This is a genomic window from Neorhizobium sp. PAMB6630, from assembly GCF_058242775.1.
In genome coordinates this window covers 3,034,506-3,053,562 of sequence record NZ_CM177836.1, presented here as the reverse complement: position 1 = coordinate 3,053,562, position 19,057 = coordinate 3,034,506, and the positions used below count along the sequence as shown (strand labels likewise).

Below are 19,057 nucleotides of genomic sequence, written 5' to 3'. Positions count from 1 at the left end.
TTCGTGTCGAGGATAAGCTGCTGTCCGTTGCAGTTGTGGCCCCCTCATCCGCCTGCCGGCACCTTCTCCCCGAGGGGAGAAGGGATGTGTGGCTGCCGTTTCATTCTCTCTTTCTTCCTACCAGTGCTATAGCCCGCAGCGCCTGCGGTTCCCCTCTCCCCTCGGGGAGAGGTCTGCCGAGCGAAGCGGAGGCAGGGTGAGGGGGCCGCTTGCTCCTTACGGTCTCAATCTGTCACAAGAAAACCGCCAAGACGTTCATCACACCTCAATCCCCACGCTTGCCCTTGAAAAATTCCACCAGAATTTCCGCGGCGGCCGTTTCGCCAATGCCGGAATAGACGTCCGGCTGGTGGTGGCAGGTGGGCTGGTTGAAAAAGCGCACGCCGCTTTCCACCGCGCCGCCCTTGGCGTCGTTTGCGCCGTAATAAAGCCTTCGGATGCGCGCGAAAGAGATGGCGGCCGCACACATGGTGCAGGGCTCGAGCGTCACGTAGAGATCGGCGCCCGCAAGTCGCTCTTCGCCAAGGGCTTCGCAGGCCATGCGGATGGCCAGAATTTCGGCATGCGCGGTCACGTCATGCATCTCGCGCGTGCGGTTTCCGGCACGGGCAATGATGTCGCCATCGAGCACCAGAACGGCGCCGATTGGCACTTCGTTTCGCTCTGCCGCCCGCTGTGCCTCGATCAATGCTTCGTCCATGAAGCGATTTGTCCCGCTCATGCGGCGATTTCCTCTTAACCAGGGCAACGCGAACTGTTAGGAACGGTCCAACCTGCGTTGCGTCAGCCGTCTTTCGCAACGCGACAGACATTAATTTCAGTCAAACACTGATGTCATGGACAGCATTGTCCGACACACGCTTCAGGCAAACAACAAATGAGCTTCAAAGACAAGCCGAAGCGCGAGGGGACCAAGTCCTTCGATCGCGACCGGAAATCCACTTCTGCCCCCAAGAAGGCCTCGGCCGAGAATGCGCAGGCCAAGTCTGCGCCGGCCAAGTCTGCGTTGGAGGGTGCGCCACGCGTGGCCCGCAAGGCAGCGCCTGCGGCAACGGAAGGGGCAGGATCTGCCCCCGCAAAGCCGGAACGTATCTCCAAGATCCTCGCCCGCGCCGGCATTGCGTCGCGTCGTGATGTCGAGCGGATGATCATGGAAGGCCGCGTCAGCGTCAACGGCAAGCAGCTGGAAACGCCGGTTCTCAACGCCACGCTTGCCGACCGCATCGAGGTGGATGGCCAGCCGATCCGCGGCATCGAGCGCACGCGCCTGTGGCTTTACCACAAGCCGTCTGGCCTGGTGACGACCAATTCCGATCCGGAAGGCCGGCCCACCGTGTTCGACAACCTGCCGGAAGACCTGCCGCGCGTGCTGTCGATCGGCCGTCTCGATATCAACACCGAAGGCCTGCTGCTGCTGACCAATGACGGCGGCCTGTCGCGCGTGCTGGAACTGCCGACCACCGGCTGGCTGCGCCGTTACCGCGTGCGCGCCTATGGCGATATCAGCCAGGAAAAGCTCGACACGCTGAAGGACGGCATTGCCGTCGACGGCGTGCTTTATGGCGCCATCGACGCGACGCTCGACCGCACGCAAGGCCACAATGTGTGGATCACCATGGGTTTGCGCGAAGGCAAGAACCGCGAGATCAAGAATGTGCTCGGCGCGCTCGGCCTCGATGTGAACCGCCTGATCCGCCTGTCCTACGGTCCCTTCCAGCTGGGTGACCTGCCGGAAGGCCATGTGGTGGAAGTGCGTGGCCGCATGCTGCGCGACCAGCTTGGCCCCCGCCTCATCGAAGAATCCAAGGCCAATTTCGACGCGCCGATCTATACCAATAACGGTCCCGTCGAAGAAGATGCCACCGCTGCCAAGCCGGGCGAGAAGCCGTTTGGCAAAACCTTCGGCAAGCAGGGCGACCGCGAGGAACGCGGCTTTGCCGTCGAACGCCGCGAGCGCTCGACCGAGGGTGCCGGTGAGGGAAAACGCCCTGCATTTTCAAAGCCATCAGGCAAACCGGCTGGCAAATTCGACAAGGGTGGCGCAAAGTTCGGCGGCAAGTTCGACCGCGCGCCCGCCTATGACGAGGACAAGCCGAAGAAGCGTCCGCCGATGGGTACGTCGCGCACGGCAAATGTCTGGATGGCGCCCGGTGCGCGTCCGACCGCCGATGTGAAGGGCAAATCGTCCGCCCGCGCCGAGGCCGAGCGGCTGTTTGCCAAGGGCACGGATGATCCGAGCCTGCGCGTGCAGGTGACCCGCGTCGAGGGCGACAGCGACTGGATCCGCGCCGATGAACCACCTGCTGGCGGCCGTGGAGATCGGGCCGGCGGCCGTGGCGAAGGTCGCAGTGATCGCGGTGATCGTGGCGACAGGGGTGATCGCGGTGATCGTCCTGCCCGTGGTGACCGTCCCCGTGGCGATCGTCCCGCCCGCAGTGAAGGTGGCGAACGCAGTTTTTCCGATCGTCCGCGTGGCCCGCGTCCCGCAGGAGATCGTCCGTCCGGTGATCGCAAGCCGCGCGAAGAGGGTGGCCGTTCCAAGCCGTATGGCGCAGGTGCCGGCCCCGGCCGTTCGCCGCGTGAAAATGCCGAACGGGCGTTCCGCCCGTCCGGTCCCCGCTCTGAAGGTGGCCGTTTTGAAGGCGGCCGTTCTGAGGGTGGACGTTCGGAAGGTGGTCGTTCTGAGGGCGGACGGGGCGGTTTCGGCGCAAAGCCGGCCGGCAGCCGTCCTTATTCCGGCAAGCCCGCGGGTGACCGTGGCGACCGGCCAGCTCGTTCCGAAGGTGGTCGCTCCGAGGGCGGACGTTCCGAGGGTGGACGCGGCGGCTTTGGTGCAAAGCCTGCCGGTGCGCGCCCCTATTCGGGGCGTCCGGCCGGTGAACGTTCTGAAGGTGGACGTGGCAGTTTCGGCGACAAGCCGGCGGGTGCCAAGCCCTTCGGCGGAAAACCCGGCGGTGCAAAACCGTTTGGCGGCAAACCCGGCGGCGGCAAGTCTTTCGGCGGAAAACCCGGTGGTGCAAAACCGTTTGGCGGCAAGCCTTCCGGTGGCAAGCCATCCGGCGGTCGCGGTCCGGGCTCCGGCCCGAAGGGCGGCGGCACGCGCTCCAGAACTCCGAGGGGCTAAACCTTGCGCATCGTTGGCGGTGAATTTCGTGGCCGCAATCTTGCCGCGCCCAAGACAGACGCGATCCGGCCGACCATCGACCGGACGCGTGAAAGCCTGTTCAACATCATCGGGCATGTTTATCCCGAGGCAATTGAAGGCACGCGGGTGATCGACCTGTTTGCCGGCACCGGCGCGGTGGGGCTCGAAGCACTGTCGCGCGGCTGTCGCAGCGCGCTGTTTGTGGAAAACGGCGTCGAGGGCAGGGGTCTCCTCTGGGAAAATATCGAGAGCCTCGGCCTGCACGGCCGGGCGCGTATCCTGCGCCGGGATGCCACCAAGCTTGGCACCGTCGGCACGATGGAGCCCTGTCATTTCCTCTTTGCCGATCCGCCTTATGGGCGCGGGCTCGGGGAAGCAGCGCTCGTTTCTGCCCATGAAGGCGGCTGGCTTTTGCCCGGTGCGCTCGTGGTGCTGGAGGAGCGCGCCGATGCGTCGCCCTCCGTCGCTCCGGTCTTCCAGCCGCTGGAACAGCGCGTGTTTGGCGATACGCGCGTCGATTTCTTCCGTTACAAGCCGGTCTGAGGACGGACCCATGACGACGAAGCTCTCGCTTCCCGAACACGGCCTGTCGCTTCACGGCGGCATGCCACGGGTGGCGGTGGCCTTTGGCGGCGGCGGTGCGCGCGGCATTGCCCATATCGCCGTCATCGAGGCGCTGGACGAGATGGGCATCGTGCCCGTGGCGATTGCCGGCTCCTCCATCGGGGCCATTTTTGGCGCCGGCATGGCCGCCGGCCTGTCAGGCGCTGCCATCCGCGATTATACGCTCGAAACCGTCGGCAACCGTTCCGCCGTGTTGAACCGCCTGTGGTCGCTCGGGCCTTCCAGCATGCGCGATGTGGTGGGCGGCTTTCGGCTGGGCCATTTCAATCTGGAGCGCATCCTTGAGGCATTTCTGCCGCCGGAAATCCCGGCGGATTTCGAAGGCCTGAAAATCCCGTTGAAAATCGCCGTCACCGATTATTACGGCCAGTCGGAGGTGATCCTGGAAGAGGGCGACCTTCGCACGGCGATTGCCGCCTCGGCTGCCATTCCCGGCCTCTTCATGCCGGTCATGATCCATGGCCGGGTGATGATCGATGGCGGCGTGTTCAATCCGATCCCTTATGAACATGTCATGGAAAACGCAGACATCGTCATTGGCGTCGATGTGGTGGGCGCCCCCGAGGGCGACGGAACCCATGCGCCGAACAGGATCGACAGCGTGTTCGGGGCAAGCCAGCTGATGATGCAGGCGGCCATTGCCTTGAAGATGAAGCTGCATCCGCCGCATCTTTTCCTGCGCCCCTCCGTCAACCGCTTCGGGGTGATGGATTTTCTCAAAGCCCACGAAATCCTCGAGGAATCCACGCCGATCAAGGACGAGCTGAAGCGCGGGCTGGAAGGCCTGCTCGCCGTTGCCCGCACCTGATTCGCTCGGGATTGGCGCCGGGCATGTCCCGGCCTAAACGTTTTCCGGCTCTTCCGTCACGGTGGTGGCGCGTTTCGGCTTGGTCAGCGGTTCCGGGCGAACCGGGCGCGTGTGCAGCATATGGGCGCCGGCGGAAATGCCTTGCGCCGCCTGGATCTGCAACCGCTCCTCGTCGCGCCGGCGAATGTCGTCACCGATCTCGCTCGTTTCCGATTCCGATGTGCCAAGTGCCTCCAGCGTCTTTTGCCCGAACAGAAGCCCGGATTCCAGCGTCTCGCGCAGTTCGTATTCCACCTCGCGGGCGCGCAGCGAGATCGTGTGGATGCGGTCATAGGAGCGCACGAACAGCCGCACTTCCGGAAACTCGGCGCGGATGAGGTCAACGATGTGGTCTGTCACCTCGCGTTTCTGGGTGCAGACGGCAACGATCTTGGCCCGCTCGATGCCGGCTGCCATCAGCACCTCGCGCCGCGTGCCGTCACCGAAATAGATGCGGAAACCGAAGGTCGCCGCCTGGCGGATACGGTCGGGCGAATCGTCGATGACGGTGACGTCGCGACCGCCGGCAAGCAGGATCTGCGCTGCGATCTGGCCAAAACGCGAAAAGCCCACCATCAGCACGTCGGAGCCCGCGCCCTCAAAATCCTCCGGCATTTCCTCGCGGCCCTGTTCACGCACGAGGAAACGCTTGGCAATGGCCGAACCGAGGGGGGTGAGCGCCATCGACAGGGTGACGCTGGCAATCAGCAGCGAAGCGGTGGCCGGCGACAGAAGGCCGGCGGCAACCGCCGTTGTAAACAGCACGAAACCGAATTCGCCACCCTGCGGCAGAAGCACTGCAATGCTTGCGGCATCTTCGCGGCTGGAGCCGCCGATACGGCAGAGGATATAAAGGATAAGCCCCTTTGCGGCCATGAACAGCGGCACGCCGATGAGGATCAGCGCCAGATTGGCGAGAATGGCCTCAAGATCGAGCGACAGGCCGACCGCCATGAAGAACATGGCGAGCAGCAGCCCGCGAAATGGCTCGATATCAGCCTCAAGCTCATGGCGATAGGAGGATTCGGCCAGCATGATGCCGGCGAGAAACGCGCCCAAGGCCATGGATAGCCCGGCAAGCTGCATGAGAAGAGCCGATCCCAGCACCACCAGAAGCGCTGCAGCCAACATCACCTCACGCGCGCCGGTGCGGGCAATCACCTGAAACAGCGGTGTCAGCAGGTAACGACCGGCCAGAACCATGCCGATGACGGCGCCGGCGGCCACGGCAAAATCGGTGAGGAACGAGCTTTCTTCAGCACCCGGTCCCGATCGCAGCAGCGTGACCAGCGCCAGAAGCGGCACGATGGCCAGATCCTGGAACAGCAGGACCGAAAAGGCGCGTCGCCCATAAGCGGAATTCGTATCGCCGGCATCGTTGAGGATCTGCAGGGCGAAGGCTGTGGAGGAGAGGGCAAGGCCAAAGCCTGCAATCACCGAACCCTGCCAGCTGGCAATGCCGGTTGCCCAGGCAAGTCCCGTCAGCGCCAGACCGCTCAACAACACCTGCGCGGTGCCGAGGATAAAAATATCGCCGCGCATCTGCCACAGGCGCGAGGGTTTCAACTCCAGCCCGATGATGAAGAGCAGGAAAACGACGCCGAGTTCGGAGACATGCAGCACCTCTTCGGGATCTGCAATCAGCTGCAGGATGGGTCCGATGACGATGCCCGCCGCCAGATATCCGAGCACCGTGCCAAGCCCGAGCTTCTTGAAAATTGGTGCGGCCAGCACCGCGCCGCCCAGCAGCAGCAGCGTTTCGGTAAACAGGGGATCTGCACTTGCCATGAAACCTCGCGGGGTCGTTTCGGCATTGGGAACAAGAATCGCCCCGCCGCCCTTGATGCATCCTTTAGTCCACAATACATGGAACGGGAATGAAAGGGTTTCCCATGTCCTCTGAAAATGGCCAAAACGCGCTGCTGTCTCGTGCAGGCGAGCTTGTCGATCTTGCACGCAAGGCAGGCGCCGATCAGGCCGATGCGGTCATCGTGCGCTCCCGCTCCCGTTCCGTCAGCGTTCGCCTTGGCAAGGTGGAGGGGACGGAAGCCTCCGAAAGCGACGATTTTTCGCTGAGGGTGTTTGTCGGAAAGCGCGTCGCCAGCGTCTCGGCCAATCCGGGCTTTGATCTTGCAGCCCTTGCCGAACGCGCCGTTGCGATGGCGCGCGTCTCGCCGGATGACCCTTACGCCTGCCTTGCCGACGAGGCGGATCTGGCTCGCGCCTATCCCGATCTCGAGCTGTTTGATCCGACCGAGATGTCGACGGAGGAACTGACGCAGGCAGCCCTTGCCATGGAAGAGGCAGCCCTTGGCGTGCCCGGCATCAGCAATTCGTCCGGTTCCGGCGCATCGGCTGGTGCCGGCGGGCTGGTGCTCGTCACCTCGCACGGCTTTTCCGGCAGCTATATGGCCAGCCGCTTCAGCCGCTCCGTCAGCGTCATTGCCGGCGAAGGCACAAAGATGGAGCGCGACTATGATTTCGACAGCCGCCTTTATGCCGCAGACCTTGCCTCTCCCGAACTGATCGGCAAACGCGCCGGTGAACGCACGGTCAAGCGCGTCAACCCGCGCCAGGTGGATACGGGCAGCAATGTCACCGTCATATTTGATCCGCGCATCGCACGCGGCTTTGTCGGCCATATCGCCGGCGCCATCAACGGCGCATCGGTTGCCCGCAAGACCAGCTTCCTGCGCGACAAGATGGGCCAGCAGGTGCTGAAATCGGGGCTGTCGATCACCGACGATCCGATGATCGTGCGCGGTTCCTCCTCGCGCCCCTTCGATGGCGAGGGCGTATCGGGTGCCAAGCTTTCGATGATCGAGGACGGCGTGCTGAACCACTGGTTCCTGTCCACCTCGACCGGCCGGGAACTTGGCCTTTCCACCAACGGGCGCGGCGTGCGCGGCGGCACTTCTGTCTCGCCGGGGTCGACCAATCTGGCGCTGGAGCCGGGCGATATCTCGCCGGAAGACCTCATCGCCAGCATCGGCACCGGGCTTTACGTCACCGAACTCATCGGGCAGGGCGTCAACATGCTGACGGGCGAATACAGCCGTGGCGCCACCGGCTTCTGGATCGAGAATGGCGAACTGGCCTTTCCCGTTTCCGAAGTCACCATCGCCTCCAATCTCAAGGACATGTTCATGCGGCTGACGCCGGCCAGCGACATCGACCGCAAATATGGCGTTGCCGCACCGACGATTGCGATTGAAGGCATGACACTGGCGGGGCGCTGATCTTGAACCATGACGCAGAGCAGACCTTTGACGACGATCTGGCGCTGATCCGTAAGGCAGCCCGCGAGGCGGGCGATATCGCGCTTGGCTATTTTGGCCGTTCACCGGAAGTCTGGTGGAAGAACGAGGGGCGCTCGCCGGTGAGTGCTGCCGATTTTGCCTCCAATGACCGGCTGCAGACGCTGCTTCTTGGGAGTCGCCCCGGTTATGGATGGCTGTCGGAAGAGACGGATGACGATGCGCAGCGTTTGTCGCGCGACACGCTGTTCGTGGTCGATCCGATCGATGGCACGCGCGCCTTCATCAACGGCGAAAAGACCTGGTGCGTCAGTGTTGCGGTGGTCCATCGCGGCAAGCCGGTGGCGGGCGTTCTGTATGCGCCTGCGCTGCAGGAGGAATTTTGCGCCTGCGTGAATGGGCCGGCGCTGAAGAACGGCGTGCCGATTTCCGTGTCTGCCGAAAATCCAGGCGCGCTTCGCCAGATCGCAGTGGCCGAAGACATGCTCGGCCAGTTTGCGCCCGATTTTCGCCAGACGCTCAACCGCATCCGCCACGTGCCCTCGCTTGCCTACCGGCTTGCCATGGTCGCCGATGGGCGGATCGATGGCACAGTGGTGAAGCGCAACAGCCATGAATGGGATCTGGCGGCTGCCGACATCATCCTGGAGCGGGCCGGCGGGCGGCTTGTCGATCTTGATGGCCATCGCCTCATCTACAACCGGCAGGCTGTTACGCAGGGTGTGCTCTGCGGCGGGGCGGAACATGTTCTGGAAAGCTTGGTCGCCGGCCTTGCCTCGGGTTGACCTTTGCCCTCGAATGCCGCAGGAGGAAGGGACGGGGAGACGAAAAGACGAGGTAGAAAATGACCGAGCAGAGCGGCAAGAAACAACTCCTACACCTGGTTTTCGGCGGTGAGCTGGAAAGCCTCAAGGGCCTTGATTTCAAGGATCTGGCGGCCCTCGACATCGTCGGTATCTATCCCGATTATGCAAGCGCCCTGGAAGCCTGGAAAAGCAAGGCGCAGATGACCGTTGACAATGCGCACATGCGCTATTTCATCGTTCACATGCACCGTCTGCTGGACCCCGATTCCAAGGGCTGATCCATCGACCATGCGGCGGTCCGCCCGCCTCTTAAGGCAATCGACAGCTGTGTTTTCGACGCATTTGTCAGGCATGGGCCAATGTGCAAAAAACAAGGGCTGCGACCGGGGATGGTGCGGATGGCAAGCATAAAGGGGCGATGGCATTGAGCAACGGCTTGGCGCGCATGGCCTTGCTCGGATACCGCATGGCCGGTATCTGCGCATATCCCCTGGCTTCATCCTATCTTGCCTACCGGGCCATCAAGGGCAAGGAAGAGCGCCAGCGCCGTCTGGAACGTTTCGGTTATGCCAGCATTGCGCGTCCGCGCGGCCCGTTGATCTGGGTTCATGCGGCAAGTGTGGGCGAAACCATTGCCGTCATTCCGCTCATCCGCGAGCTGCGGCGCCGGGACATCCATGTTCTCCTGACCACCGGCACGGTGACGTCGGCCGAGCTTAGTCACAAACGCCTCGGCGACGAGGTGATCCACCAGTATGTACCGCTGGACGTCAAGTTTCCGATCAAACGCTTCATCGCCTATTGGCGTCCCGATGCGGCGATTACGGCGGAATCGGAAATCTGGCCGACGACCATGGCGGAACTGACGCGGCGCAATATCCCGCAGATCCGGGTCAATGCCCGTATTTCCGATCGCTCCTTCGAGCGCTGGAGCAGCCGCTCGGCGATTGCCGAACTGTTGTTCGGCAAGCTTGCGCTGGTGGTGGCCCGCTCCGACCTCGATGCCGAACGCTTTCGCGATCTCGGTGCCTGGCCGGTGGTCATTTCCGGCAATCTGAAGGGTGATACCGACCCGCCACCGGTCGATGAGGCCGTGCTGGAACGTTACGTTGCCGAGATCGGCACCCGCAAGACCTGGGCTGCCATCTGCACATTCGAGGGCGAGGACGAGGCGGCCGCCTTCGTTCACCGGGCGTTGAAGCCGCGCAACGGGCAGCTGACCGTTCTCGTGCCGCGCCATCCCGAACGCGCCGACGCGATCGAGGCGATGTTGACCGGGCAGGGGCTTGTCGTTGCCCGCCGCAGCCGCAACGACCGCATCACGCCGGAAACCGATGTCTTTCTGGGCGATACGATCGGTGAAATGGGGCTTTACCTGCGCCTCACCGACATTTCCTTTGTCGGCCGTTCGCTGACGGCCGAAGGCGGCCAGAACCCGCTTGAATCCGCCATGCTCGGCTGCGCGGTGCTGACCGGCCCCAATGTGCAGAATTTTCGCGAGACCTATCAGCAGGTGATCCGGCGTGGCGGGGCGCGCATGGTGCGCGATACCGAAATGCTGGCGAAAGCTGTGCATTATCTGATGACCAATGACCCCGCCCGTCAGAAGATGATCGATTGCGGCCATGAGGCGGTGCAGGATATGCGCGGTGCGCTCTCCACCACGATCAAGGCGCTGGAACCCTATCTCAACCCGCTGACCGTCACCGCACGGCTGCGCCCTGCCGGAACCGCTGGCTGATGGATACGCCCTCCCTTTCCACCATCAAGGGCCTGCTGTTCGACAAGGACGGCACGCTGTTGCGTTATGACGAAAGCTGGGGCCCGGTAAACCGGCAGGCGGCAAGACTTGCCGCCGATGGCGGTGGCGAGGATCTGGAAAACCGGTTGCTGATCGCCTGCGGCATGGACCCGGTGACCGGATTGACCAGGGCCGACAGCCTGTTTGCCGCCGGAACCGCCGCAGAGATCGCTGCCGGTTTCGTGAAGGCCGGCTCACCGCTTGCCGTTGGGCCGCTCACCGTGGCGCTGGATGATCTTTTCGTGCGCGCCTCGGATTTTTCCGTCGCGGTCACCGATCTTAGCGCCTATTTCGGCCGCCTTCGCGCTCGTGGCTTTCGCCTCGGCGTCGCCTCCAGCGATAACGAACGCTCGATCCGCGAGACGGCACGACGTTTCGGCTTTCTCGATCATCTGGATTTCATCTGCGGTTATGACAGCGGCCATGGCTGCAAGCCGGAGCCGGGCATGGTGCTTGGCTTCTGCAAGGCTGTTGGCCTTGAACCGTTCGAGGTGGCGATGATTGGCGACAACAATCACGACCTGCACATGGGCGCGGCGGCCGGTGCCGGGCTGAAAGTCGCGGTTCTCACAGGCACCGGCTCGCCGGAAACGCTGGCAGCGGCTGCCGACCATGTGCTGGCCGATATTACCGGGCTTGAAACGCTGCTGCCGCAGGGTGAGCCGGCCTGAGCGTTGCCTGGCCTGATCTTGTGCGAGCGTCCGGCAGGATAGAGCATTTCCGGCGAAAATGGAGTCGCCTTTAATGCTCTATCTGCTTGTTTTCACGCAAATCCGGACGCAAAACCGCTTCGCACTTTTGCTGGAATTGCTCTAGCTGCCGGCGGCAAAGAGGACAAAGATGGTTTCTGAGGCGCCTTCCTTCTGGTGGACACGGGCGAACTGGCGTGCCTGTGGCCTGTGGCCGCTCTCTGTCCTTTATGGGCGCATTGCCGGCCGGCGCATGGCCCGCACGCAGCGGCCGAGCGTTCCCGTGCCTGTGCTTTGCGTCGGCAATTTCACCGTCGGCGGCGCCGGCAAGACACCGACAGCCATTGCCCTTGCCCGAGCGGCCAAGGCGAAAGGGCTCACGCCCGGCTTTCTCAGTCGCGGTTATGGTGGCACGCTTTCCGTGACGACGGTGGTGGATCCGAAGCTGCACGGTGCCGATGCCGTGGGTGACGAGCCACTGCTTCTGGCGCGCGAGGCACTGACGGTGATTTCCCGCAAGCGGTTTGAAGGGGCGCAAAGGCTCGTGGCGGAAGGCTGCGACCTCATCATCATGGATGACGGTTTTCAAAGCGCCCGCCTGGTGCTCGATTTCGCCCTTGTCGTCATCGATTCCGTGCGCGGCGTGGGCAATGGCCATGTCCTCCCGTCAGGACCGCTGCGTGCGCCGCTTTCCGAACAGATCCGCCAGATGTCGACGCTGATGAAGGTCGGCAATGGCACCGGCGCCGATGCGGTGGTGCGCCGGGCGGCGCGCGCCGGAAAACCGCTTCGCATGGCAAGCCTTGTGCCGCGTCCTGATCCGGAGATTGCCAGCAAGCGCGTGCTGGCCTTCGCCGGCATTGCCGATCCGCAGAAATTCTATCGCACAGTGAAGTCTATTGGCGGGGAGATTGCCGTCGAGCGCTCTTTTGCCGACCACCATGCTTTTTCGGATGCGGAAGCGGCGGATCTTATGCGCGAGGCGGAGGAGCAAAATCTGCTGATCGTCACCACGTCAAAAGATGCCGTGCGCCTTGCCGGGCGTCCGGGGGCGGCGAAAACGCTGCTGGATCGGCTGCGGGTGGTGGAGGTCGATATGGTGTTCGACGATCCCCATGTGCCGGGGCAGATGATCGACGAGGCGATTGCTCATGGCCGGGAGCGGGTGTTGCGGGAAAAAAGCGGACGGGGCTGACGTCACGTCTGTGCGGGTGCGCTCAAAAGACACCGCGCAATTCGCGGTCTGCCCCCTCTGCCCTGCCGGGCATCTCCCCCACAGGTGGGGAGATTAGCGTGGCGCTGCCGTCGGGGCTACCATTGCAGAGGTGTGCTGCCCTTAATGCTACCGAGAAACTTGGTTGATATCGAGGAAGTTGGGCGTTTGCCCCATCTGATCTCCCCACCTGTGGGGGAGATGCCCGGCAGGGCAGAGGGGGGCTAAGCGGCATACTCGGCGGCTATAGAGCCGCAAGCCGGCCCCCAAAAAAACTACCCGCGGCTCTGGTTCGGCAATATGCCCGCCCTTTTGTCGGCTTCGAGCGACGATGCGGCATCGGCATAGGGTTCCTGGCGGGCGACGCTCCAGTAGCGCAGCTCGTCGACCGGGATCTGCGCACCGGTCATGGCGCAGGTCACATAGGCGCCGGCCGACAGGATCTGGAAATCGCCGTCGAGATAGCGGATTTTTGCCTCGCGGTGGCTGCCGCCTTCAAAACGGTTCATCGGTCGTCTCCTGCGTAAATTCATTGGTTTCATCTACCCCCGCACGCCGCCCCTTGGCCAGACCCGGCGGGCTGGGCGTGTTTAAAAAATCAGCTGCGGCCGAACAGGCGCTCGATGTCGTTGAGTTTTAGCTCGATATAGGTCGGGCGCCCATGGTTGCACTGGCCGGAGCCGGGGGTCGCCTCCATCTCGCGCAGCAGCGCATTCATCTCTTCCGGGCGAAGCCTGCGGCCGGAGCGCACCGAACCATGGCAGGCCATGGTGGCGGCCACATGCTCCAGCCGGCTTTTGAGGCCATCCGACGTATTCCATTCGCCGATTTCATCGGCGAGATCGCGCACCAGGCCTGCCGCATCGACGGCACCGAGCATGGCCGGTGTTTCGCGCACGGCAACGGCGTCGGGACCGAACCGCTCCAGCGCCAGCCCGAGCTTTTCCAGCTGCGGCGCATGCGCAATCAGCCGGTCGCATTCCTCTTCCGGCAGATCGACGATTTCGGGGATCAGCAGAACCTGCGAAGGCAGGCGGTCCTTTTCCAGCGCCTTGCGCATCGCCTCGAAGACCAGCCGTTCATGGGCGGCATGCTGGTCGACGATGACAAGGCCGGTATCGGTCTGGGCGACAATGTAATTTTCATGCAGTTGCGCGCGCGCTGCCCCCAGCCGGAACTGCGTGGCGGGGTCTGGCGCACCGGGCAATGCGCCCGGCGGCGTGGCGTCGGCCATGGCATCGGCGCGGGCGCTCGGCGTCATCATCGCCGCAAAACCTGCCTGTCCCCGCTCGCCAAAAAACCCGGCAGATGCCCGCTCGGCAATCGTCATCGGCCGAAACGGCGAGGCAGCCTGCGTCCAGCCGACATTGCCGCTGCGGTGGCCGGTGAAATAGCCTGATGAACCGCCTGCCTGCGAAGTGGCGGTCTCCGTTGGGGGCGCGCCGCCAAAGCCTGGACGAAACGCGCGCATCAGGCCATCGGTCCCGGTCGTTGCCGCCCGGTCGCCCTCGCGTGCCAAGGCCTGGCGCAGCGCTCCGACGATCAGGCCACGCACGAGGCCCGGATCGCGAAAGCGCACGTCGGCCTTGGCCGGATGCACATTGACATCCACAAGCGCCGGATCGAGCGTGATCGACAGCACCGCCACCGGATAACGGCCGGACGGAATGGTTTCGGCATAGGCGCCGCGGATGGCGGACAGGATCAGCTTGTCCTGCACCGGGCGTCCGTTGACGAAGGCATATTGATGCGCCGAATTGCCCCGGTTGAAGGTCGGCACGCCGGCAAAACCGGTGAGGCCGACATCTTCGCGCTGAGCGTCGATCTCGATGGCATTGTCCTTGAACTCCGCGCCCAGAACCTGCGCCATGCGGGACAAAGGATCGCCGGGCGAGGCTGGAAATTCCAGCGTCGAGCGGTCGGAGCCAGAGAGCACGAAACGCACATGCGGAAAGGCGATTGCCATGCGCTTCACCACTTCGGTGATGGCGCCGGCTTCTGCCTTTTCCGTCTTCAGGAATTTGAGCCGGGCAGGGGTCGCAAAAAAGATGTCGCGCACCTCCACAACGGTGCCGATATTGGCGGCGGCCGGGCGCACCGGCGTCAGCTTGCCGCCGGCAAGCGCGATCTCGACGCCCGTGGCCGAACCGGCACGCCGGCTGGTGATGGAGAGTTTGGCGACCGAGCCGATGGACGGCAACGCCTCGCCGCGAAAACCGAGCGTGCGGATATCGTCGAGCGTTTCGGAAATCTTTGACGTGCAGTGGCGGCGCACCGCAAGGCTCAAGTCATCGGCGTCCATGCCGCTGCCATTGTCGGTGATGCGGATCAGGCTTTTGCCACCACCGGCGGTGGCGATTTCCACACGGGTCGCGCCGGCATCGATGGCGTTTTCGATCAGCTCCTTGGCGGCGCTGGCGGGACGCTCGATCACTTCGCCTGCGGCGATCTGGTTGATGAGCGTTTCGGGAAGCTGTTTGACGGACATCGCATTATTTTCCAGGATTTTCCGGTCCGGGAAAAGCCGGCCTGTCGCTTTGTCCCCCGCAGATCGTAGCGTTAAGCGCAACTTAACGCCAAATCGGCTATCGTTTGCAACAGGATACCGCGCCGCACGACCTTGCGCCAGTCGAAGCGGCGTATCTGTTGGGCGCAGACGAGCGAACCCGTATGACAAAGCGGGTGCAAAGACAGGACAGGAAGCGATGCAACCGGCAGCGGACGAAAGCCGGCTCCCCCGGGCGGGAGCCGCCCGGACCATGCGAACGGTTCTGCGATGATTGAGACCGTGAAGATGGAGGGGCTTGCCGCCACCGCGCTGATGGAACTGATCGCCGATGCGATGTCGGGAGCCTTCCTGATCTATGATCGCGATGACACCATTGTGTTTGCAAGCCCGCAGGTCGTCGGTTTCCTGCCGGCACTGTCGGCCGCACCGCAGCCCGGCACGCGGCTTCGCGATGTGCTGGGCCGCATCTACGACAAGGGCGGCTACAGCGCGGATCCGGAAGCCGGCCTGAAGGGCGACGTGACCAGCAGCGGGGAGCGCCGCCGCATCAGCCGCGAGGACTGGATCGCCGGCGAGATTGCCGCCCTCTGGCGCGAGCGTTCGGAAACCGTGGTGCGCCGGGATGCCGACCGCTGGATGAGCCTCACGCGGCGGCGCCTGCCATCCGGTTACGGCACCTGCATCCTGCGCGATGTCTCCGAACTGCGCCGGCGCGAGGACCAATGGCGCACGGACCTTGAGCGGGTGCAACTGACGGAAGAGATCCTCGATTCTCTGCCCTTTCCGGTGATGGTGCGCGATCGCAATCTCCTCTGCGTGGCCGTCAACAAGGCGGCAGAACGGCTCTATTGCCGCCCGGCGGATGAAATTCTCGGTCGCAGGGCCGATGAGCTGCATGCTGCGGATCCGGCAGCCCATATCGACGCCGCCAACCGCCAGGTTCTGGAGACCGGCGTGCCGTTTTCCATCGGTATCCAGATCATTCTGCCGGAGGAACCACCGTCCTGTTATCTCATGCGCAAATTCCGTGTCGGCAAGCCGGGGCGGTATTACGTCGTGACTGTCATGGAGGATGTGGCCGAGTTGCTGGCGAATGGCGAGCAGCCGGAATGGAATTTCGCCGGTCTCGAGGGTGTCGATTTTATCGTCTCGGACATGCGCCGGCCAAAATCGGAGGGGCAGGCGGCGGAGGTCACGCCACCGGTGGACATGGCCGGGCGCCGCGTTCTTCTTGTGACGGATAACGGCGCGGTGGAAGAGGAAGGCGTCTCGCTCCTGCTGCGCGCCGGTTTTGATGCCACCGCTGCCCGCAACGGTCGTGAGCTTGCCGCCGTGCTCGATATCACCCGCCAAAGGCAGGTGGTGGTCGATCTGGTGGTGGTGGATGCCGGCATGGATTTCGCCTGCCTGGAAGCAGCACAAGCCTGCGGCATCGACGTGCTGGTGCTGGAAGGGTTTCAGGTCGCGCGCGAACTGATCCCGTCCGTGCTGCGTCGTTTCCGCAATCCCCCGCCGGCACAGCCGGTGGCGGATGAGCAGTGGCAGATTTCCTCGGCCATGCCCGTCGATGTGCTGGTGGCGGAGGATAACGGCGTCAACCAGATCGTCTTTTCCCAGATCCTGGAAGGGCTCGGCTATCGTTACGCGATTGCCGCCGATGGCGAGGAGGCGGTGCGGCTGTTTCGCGATCTCCAGCCGCGCATCGTCCTCATGGACATCACGCTTCCGCGCCTCAACGGCTTTGAGGCAGCCTCGGCGATCCGCGAAATGGAAACGGTGGCCGGCACGGTGCCGATCATCGGCGTGCTGTCGCCTGCTGTCGAGGGAGACCGCGATGCCTGCTGGGCCGCCGGCATGAACGACGTGGTGATGAAGCCGCTCAGCCCCGACGTGCTGGAGGAAAAGTTTCGCCGTTATCTCGGCGACGAGAGCCCGGGGAAGCGACGGCGCGACGGGTTGCGTTAGGCGCGGGCTACAATACCCACAGTCGTGCTGCCATGTTTTATTAATCTTTCGCCAGCATTGTGCGCCAAGGCCAGAAATCTCAACGGGGCACGGGTTTATGAAGTCGGCGGGCGATCCGTTGCCAGACGTCAGTCAGAACGAACTGCAGGCGATGGCATACCGTGATCCCCTGACGGGGCTTGGCAATCGCTACCGGTTGCGCGACAAGGTGCGCCTGATTGCCGCCGAACGCGCCGATGATCCCGCCCCCTTCACCATCGGCATCGTCAACCTTGATGGCTTCAAGCCGATCAACGACCTGTTCGGCTCTGAAGCCGGCGACGAGATCCTCTGCCAGGTGGCCTATCGCCTGAAGGCCTGCATTCCCGACGGCGCGACGGTGACCCGCCACGAGGGCGACGAGTTTGCCGTTCTGCTGCCGCTGGTGTTTGAAAAACACAGCGCCGAACGGCTGGGGCAGATGATCAAGGACGTGCTGTCGGCACCCTATGATCTTGGCGATCGCAATGTGCGCCTCTCGGCCTCGCTCGGCTTTGCCGTTTATCCCTTTGCCGGTGCCGAATTCGAGGAATTGCTGAAAAGCGCTGAAACGGCGCTTTATCGCTCCAAGCGTCGGGGCCGCGGCCAGATCACCGTTTATTCGCGCGAGATTGCCCAGGAGATGAAGCGCTCGACGCAGCTGGAACAGGCGTTGCGCAATGCCATCATCGCAGACGCCGTGGAGGTGCATTTCCAGCCGATCGTGCGCATTCGCGATGCCTGTGTCGTCGGTTTCGAGGCGCTTGCCCGCTGGAACGATGCGGATCTCGGTTTCGTATCGCCTGCCGTTTTCGTACCGCTTGCCGAAGAACGCGGCTTTATCGATGCCCTCTCGCATGCACTTTTGCGCAAGGCGGCGGAGGCAGCACTGTCGTGGCCGCGCGAGCTGTTCCTGTCGTTCAACCTGTCTTCCGCGCAGCTAATGGATACGGGCACGGCGGGTGCCATCCTCAACACACTGTCACGCGTCGGGCTCGATCCTGCCCGGCTGGAGCTGGAGATCACTGAAACGGCCGTCATGACCTCTGCCGATACCGCCGAACAGATCATTGCCGATCTTCGCCAGGCGGGGGTGCGCATTTCGCTGGATGACTTTGGCACCGGCCAGTCGAGCCTTGGGCGGCTGCGCGATTTTGCCTTCGACAAGGTGAAGATCGATCGCGCTTTCATCTCCCGCATCACCACGGACCGGGCCTCCGAACATATCGTCAAGGCAATCATCGCCATGTGCGACGGGCTTGATCTTGAAGTGGTGGCCGAAGGCATCGAAGAGCGGGCGGATGCGGAAAAGCTGAAGGGGCTCGGCTGCGCCATGGGGCAGGGTTATTATTACGGACGGCCCGTCGATGCCGTCGCCACGCAGCGGTATCTCCAGCAACATTTTCGCGACCCCGGCACCCTCAGCGAAACCGCCTGACCTGTTGTGCTGCAACACGCGAACATCACGCACGAAAAAGGGCGACACCTGCGTGCCGCCCTGATCCGTTTCGCCTTCAAAAGCAATGCGTCCCTCGTTCCGGGACCCGCCGTAAAAGATTACGGCTGGGTGGTCGTCGACGGGGTTGTGGCACCGCCTGCAGCAGGCGCCGTGGTCGTTGCAGCGCCACCGGTCGAGGACGTGGTGGTTCCATCCATCGTGCCGGATGTTGCAGCCGTATCCTGATCGTCAAGCGTCTTGAATTCCGGTGCGGCCTTCAGCGCGTCAGCCGTTTCGGTCGTCGTCAGACGAATGTCGTTGCTGTCGGCTTCACGGGTCACCGTGATCTTGTCCATGGGGACCGCGACGTCCTTCTGGCCCATGCCGAGGAAGCCACCGACGCCGACCACCGCTGCGACAATGCCGCCGTTTTCTTCGAGAATGAGGTCGGTCACGCTGCCGATGCTCTTGTCTTCGCCATTGTAGATCGACTTGCCGATGTAGTCATTGGCGCTGATCTGGTTCTGAGCCTGTTCGGTCAGATATTCGCCGGTCATGCCAGCGCCTGCGGCGGACGTCGTACCGGTCGTGCCGGCGGCAGGTGCCGTCGTCGTCGTACCGGACTGGGTGGCCGGAGCGGCCGGCGAAGCCGGGGTGGCGGTCTGAGCAAGCGCGGGTGCGACTGCTGTGGAGGCCATCAGTACGGCAGCGGCTGCCATGGTGCTAAGGGTCTTCTTCATATCGT

The 19,057-nt window shown here is 63.4% G+C and carries 16 protein-coding genes; 11 read left to right on the top strand and 5 right to left on the bottom strand.

Annotated elements, in window-relative coordinates; translation table 11 throughout:
• Positions 1–265: 265 nt before the first annotated feature.
• Positions 266–721: a nucleoside deaminase gene (locus tag AC4CWF_RS14665; protein WP_491282383.1), complete on the bottom strand. Its 456-nt coding sequence runs from the start codon at positions 719–721 to the stop codon at positions 266–268.
• Between the two features lie 156 nt (positions 722–877).
• Here AC4CWF_RS14665 and AC4CWF_RS14660 point away from each other — a divergent pair, with 156 nt between their 5' ends.
• Genes AC4CWF_RS14660 through AC4CWF_RS14650 form a run of 3 tightly spaced genes read left to right on the top strand, consistent with a single transcriptional unit; the run spans position 878 to position 4,577 of the window.
• Positions 878–3,124: a pseudouridine synthase gene (locus AC4CWF_RS14660; protein WP_491282382.1), complete on the top strand. Its 2,247-nt coding sequence runs from the start codon at positions 878–880 to the stop codon at positions 3,122–3,124.
• Between the two features lie 3 nt (positions 3,125–3,127).
• Positions 3,128–3,688, top strand: coding sequence for a 16S rRNA (guanine(966)-N(2))-methyltransferase RsmD (gene rsmD / locus AC4CWF_RS14655; protein ID WP_491282381.1), 561 nt, complete (start codon positions 3,128–3,130; stop codon positions 3,686–3,688).
• 10 nt (positions 3,689–3,698) lie between these two features.
• Positions 3,699–4,577, top strand: coding sequence for a patatin-like phospholipase family protein (locus AC4CWF_RS14650; protein ID WP_491282380.1), 879 nt, complete (start codon positions 3,699–3,701; stop codon positions 4,575–4,577).
• A 33-nt stretch (positions 4,578–4,610) separates the two neighbouring features.
• Here AC4CWF_RS14650 and AC4CWF_RS14645 read toward each other — a convergent pair whose 3' ends face one another.
• Positions 4,611–6,404 carry a monovalent cation:proton antiporter-2 (CPA2) family protein gene (locus tag AC4CWF_RS14645; RefSeq protein ID WP_491282379.1) on the bottom strand — a complete coding sequence of 598 codons (1,794 nt, stop codon included), beginning with the start codon at positions 6,402–6,404 and terminating at the stop codon, positions 4,611–4,613.
• 104 nt (positions 6,405–6,508) lie between these two features.
• Between AC4CWF_RS14645 and AC4CWF_RS14640 the strand changes: the two genes are divergently transcribed.
• The 6 genes from AC4CWF_RS14640 to lpxK all read left to right on the top strand — a co-directional run bounded on the left by AC4CWF_RS14640 (position 6,509) and on the right by lpxK (position 12,364).
• On the top strand, positions 6,509–7,855 hold the full coding sequence (locus AC4CWF_RS14640; protein ID WP_491282378.1) for a TldD/PmbA family protein: 1,347 nt from the start codon (positions 6,509–6,511) through the stop codon (positions 7,853–7,855).
• A gap of 2 nt (positions 7,856–7,857) precedes the next feature.
• A complete protein-coding gene (locus tag AC4CWF_RS14635; protein ID WP_491282377.1) occupies positions 7,858–8,658 on the top strand; it encodes a 3'(2'),5'-bisphosphate nucleotidase CysQ in 801 nt (266 codons plus the stop codon).
• 59 nt (positions 8,659–8,717) lie between these two features.
• Positions 8,718–8,957 carry a DUF4170 domain-containing protein gene (locus AC4CWF_RS14630; protein WP_491282376.1) on the top strand — a complete coding sequence of 80 codons (240 nt, stop codon included), beginning with the start codon at positions 8,718–8,720 and terminating at the stop codon, positions 8,955–8,957.
• Positions 8,958–9,103: 146 nt separating this feature from the next.
• Positions 9,104–10,420 (top strand): lipid IV(A) 3-deoxy-D-manno-octulosonic acid transferase, encoded by a 1,317-nt coding sequence (gene waaA / locus AC4CWF_RS14625; RefSeq protein WP_491285412.1) that lies wholly within the window; start codon positions 9,104–9,106, stop codon positions 10,418–10,420.
• A complete protein-coding gene (locus AC4CWF_RS14620; protein WP_491282375.1) occupies positions 10,420–11,151 on the top strand; it encodes an HAD family hydrolase in 732 nt (243 codons plus the stop codon). Before waaA ends, AC4CWF_RS14620 begins: the two co-directional genes overlap by 1 nt.
• 169 nt (positions 11,152–11,320) lie before the next feature.
• The gene (gene lpxK / locus AC4CWF_RS14615; protein ID WP_491282374.1) at positions 11,321–12,364 is read left to right on the top strand and encodes a tetraacyldisaccharide 4'-kinase; all 1,044 of its coding nucleotides are present in this window, start codon (positions 11,321–11,323) and stop codon (positions 12,362–12,364) included.
• A 293-nt stretch (positions 12,365–12,657) separates the two neighbouring features.
• Here the strand turns inward: lpxK and AC4CWF_RS14610 are convergent, their stop codons facing one another.
• Together AC4CWF_RS14610 and mutL are read right to left on the bottom strand one after the other, a co-directional pair.
• Complete coding sequence (locus AC4CWF_RS14610) at positions 12,658–12,891, bottom strand: DUF2093 domain-containing protein (protein WP_491282373.1); 234 nt, start codon at positions 12,889–12,891, stop codon at positions 12,658–12,660.
• A gap of 89 nt (positions 12,892–12,980) precedes the next feature.
• The gene (gene mutL, locus AC4CWF_RS14605; protein WP_491282372.1) at positions 12,981–14,870 is read right to left on the bottom strand and encodes a DNA mismatch repair endonuclease MutL; all 1,890 of its coding nucleotides are present in this window, start codon (positions 14,868–14,870) and stop codon (positions 12,981–12,983) included.
• A 288-nt stretch (positions 14,871–15,158) separates the two neighbouring features.
• Here mutL and AC4CWF_RS14600 point away from each other — a divergent pair, with 288 nt between their 5' ends.
• On the top strand, positions 15,159–16,856 hold the full coding sequence (locus AC4CWF_RS14600) for a response regulator (protein ID WP_491282371.1): 1,698 nt from the start codon (positions 15,159–15,161) through the stop codon (positions 16,854–16,856).
• Between the two features lie 97 nt (positions 16,857–16,953).
• Positions 16,954–18,312 carry a putative bifunctional diguanylate cyclase/phosphodiesterase gene (locus AC4CWF_RS14595; protein WP_491282370.1) on the top strand — a complete coding sequence of 453 codons (1,359 nt, stop codon included), beginning with the start codon at positions 16,954–16,956 and terminating at the stop codon, positions 18,310–18,312.
• A gap of 119 nt (positions 18,313–18,431) precedes the next feature.
• On the opposite strand, the gene AC4CWF_RS14590 is transcribed toward AC4CWF_RS14595, so the two are convergent.
• Positions 18,432–19,052 (bottom strand): PRC-barrel domain-containing protein, encoded by a 621-nt coding sequence (locus tag AC4CWF_RS14590; protein WP_491282369.1) that lies wholly within the window; start codon positions 19,050–19,052, stop codon positions 18,432–18,434.
• Positions 19,053–19,057 lie beyond the last annotated feature (5 nt).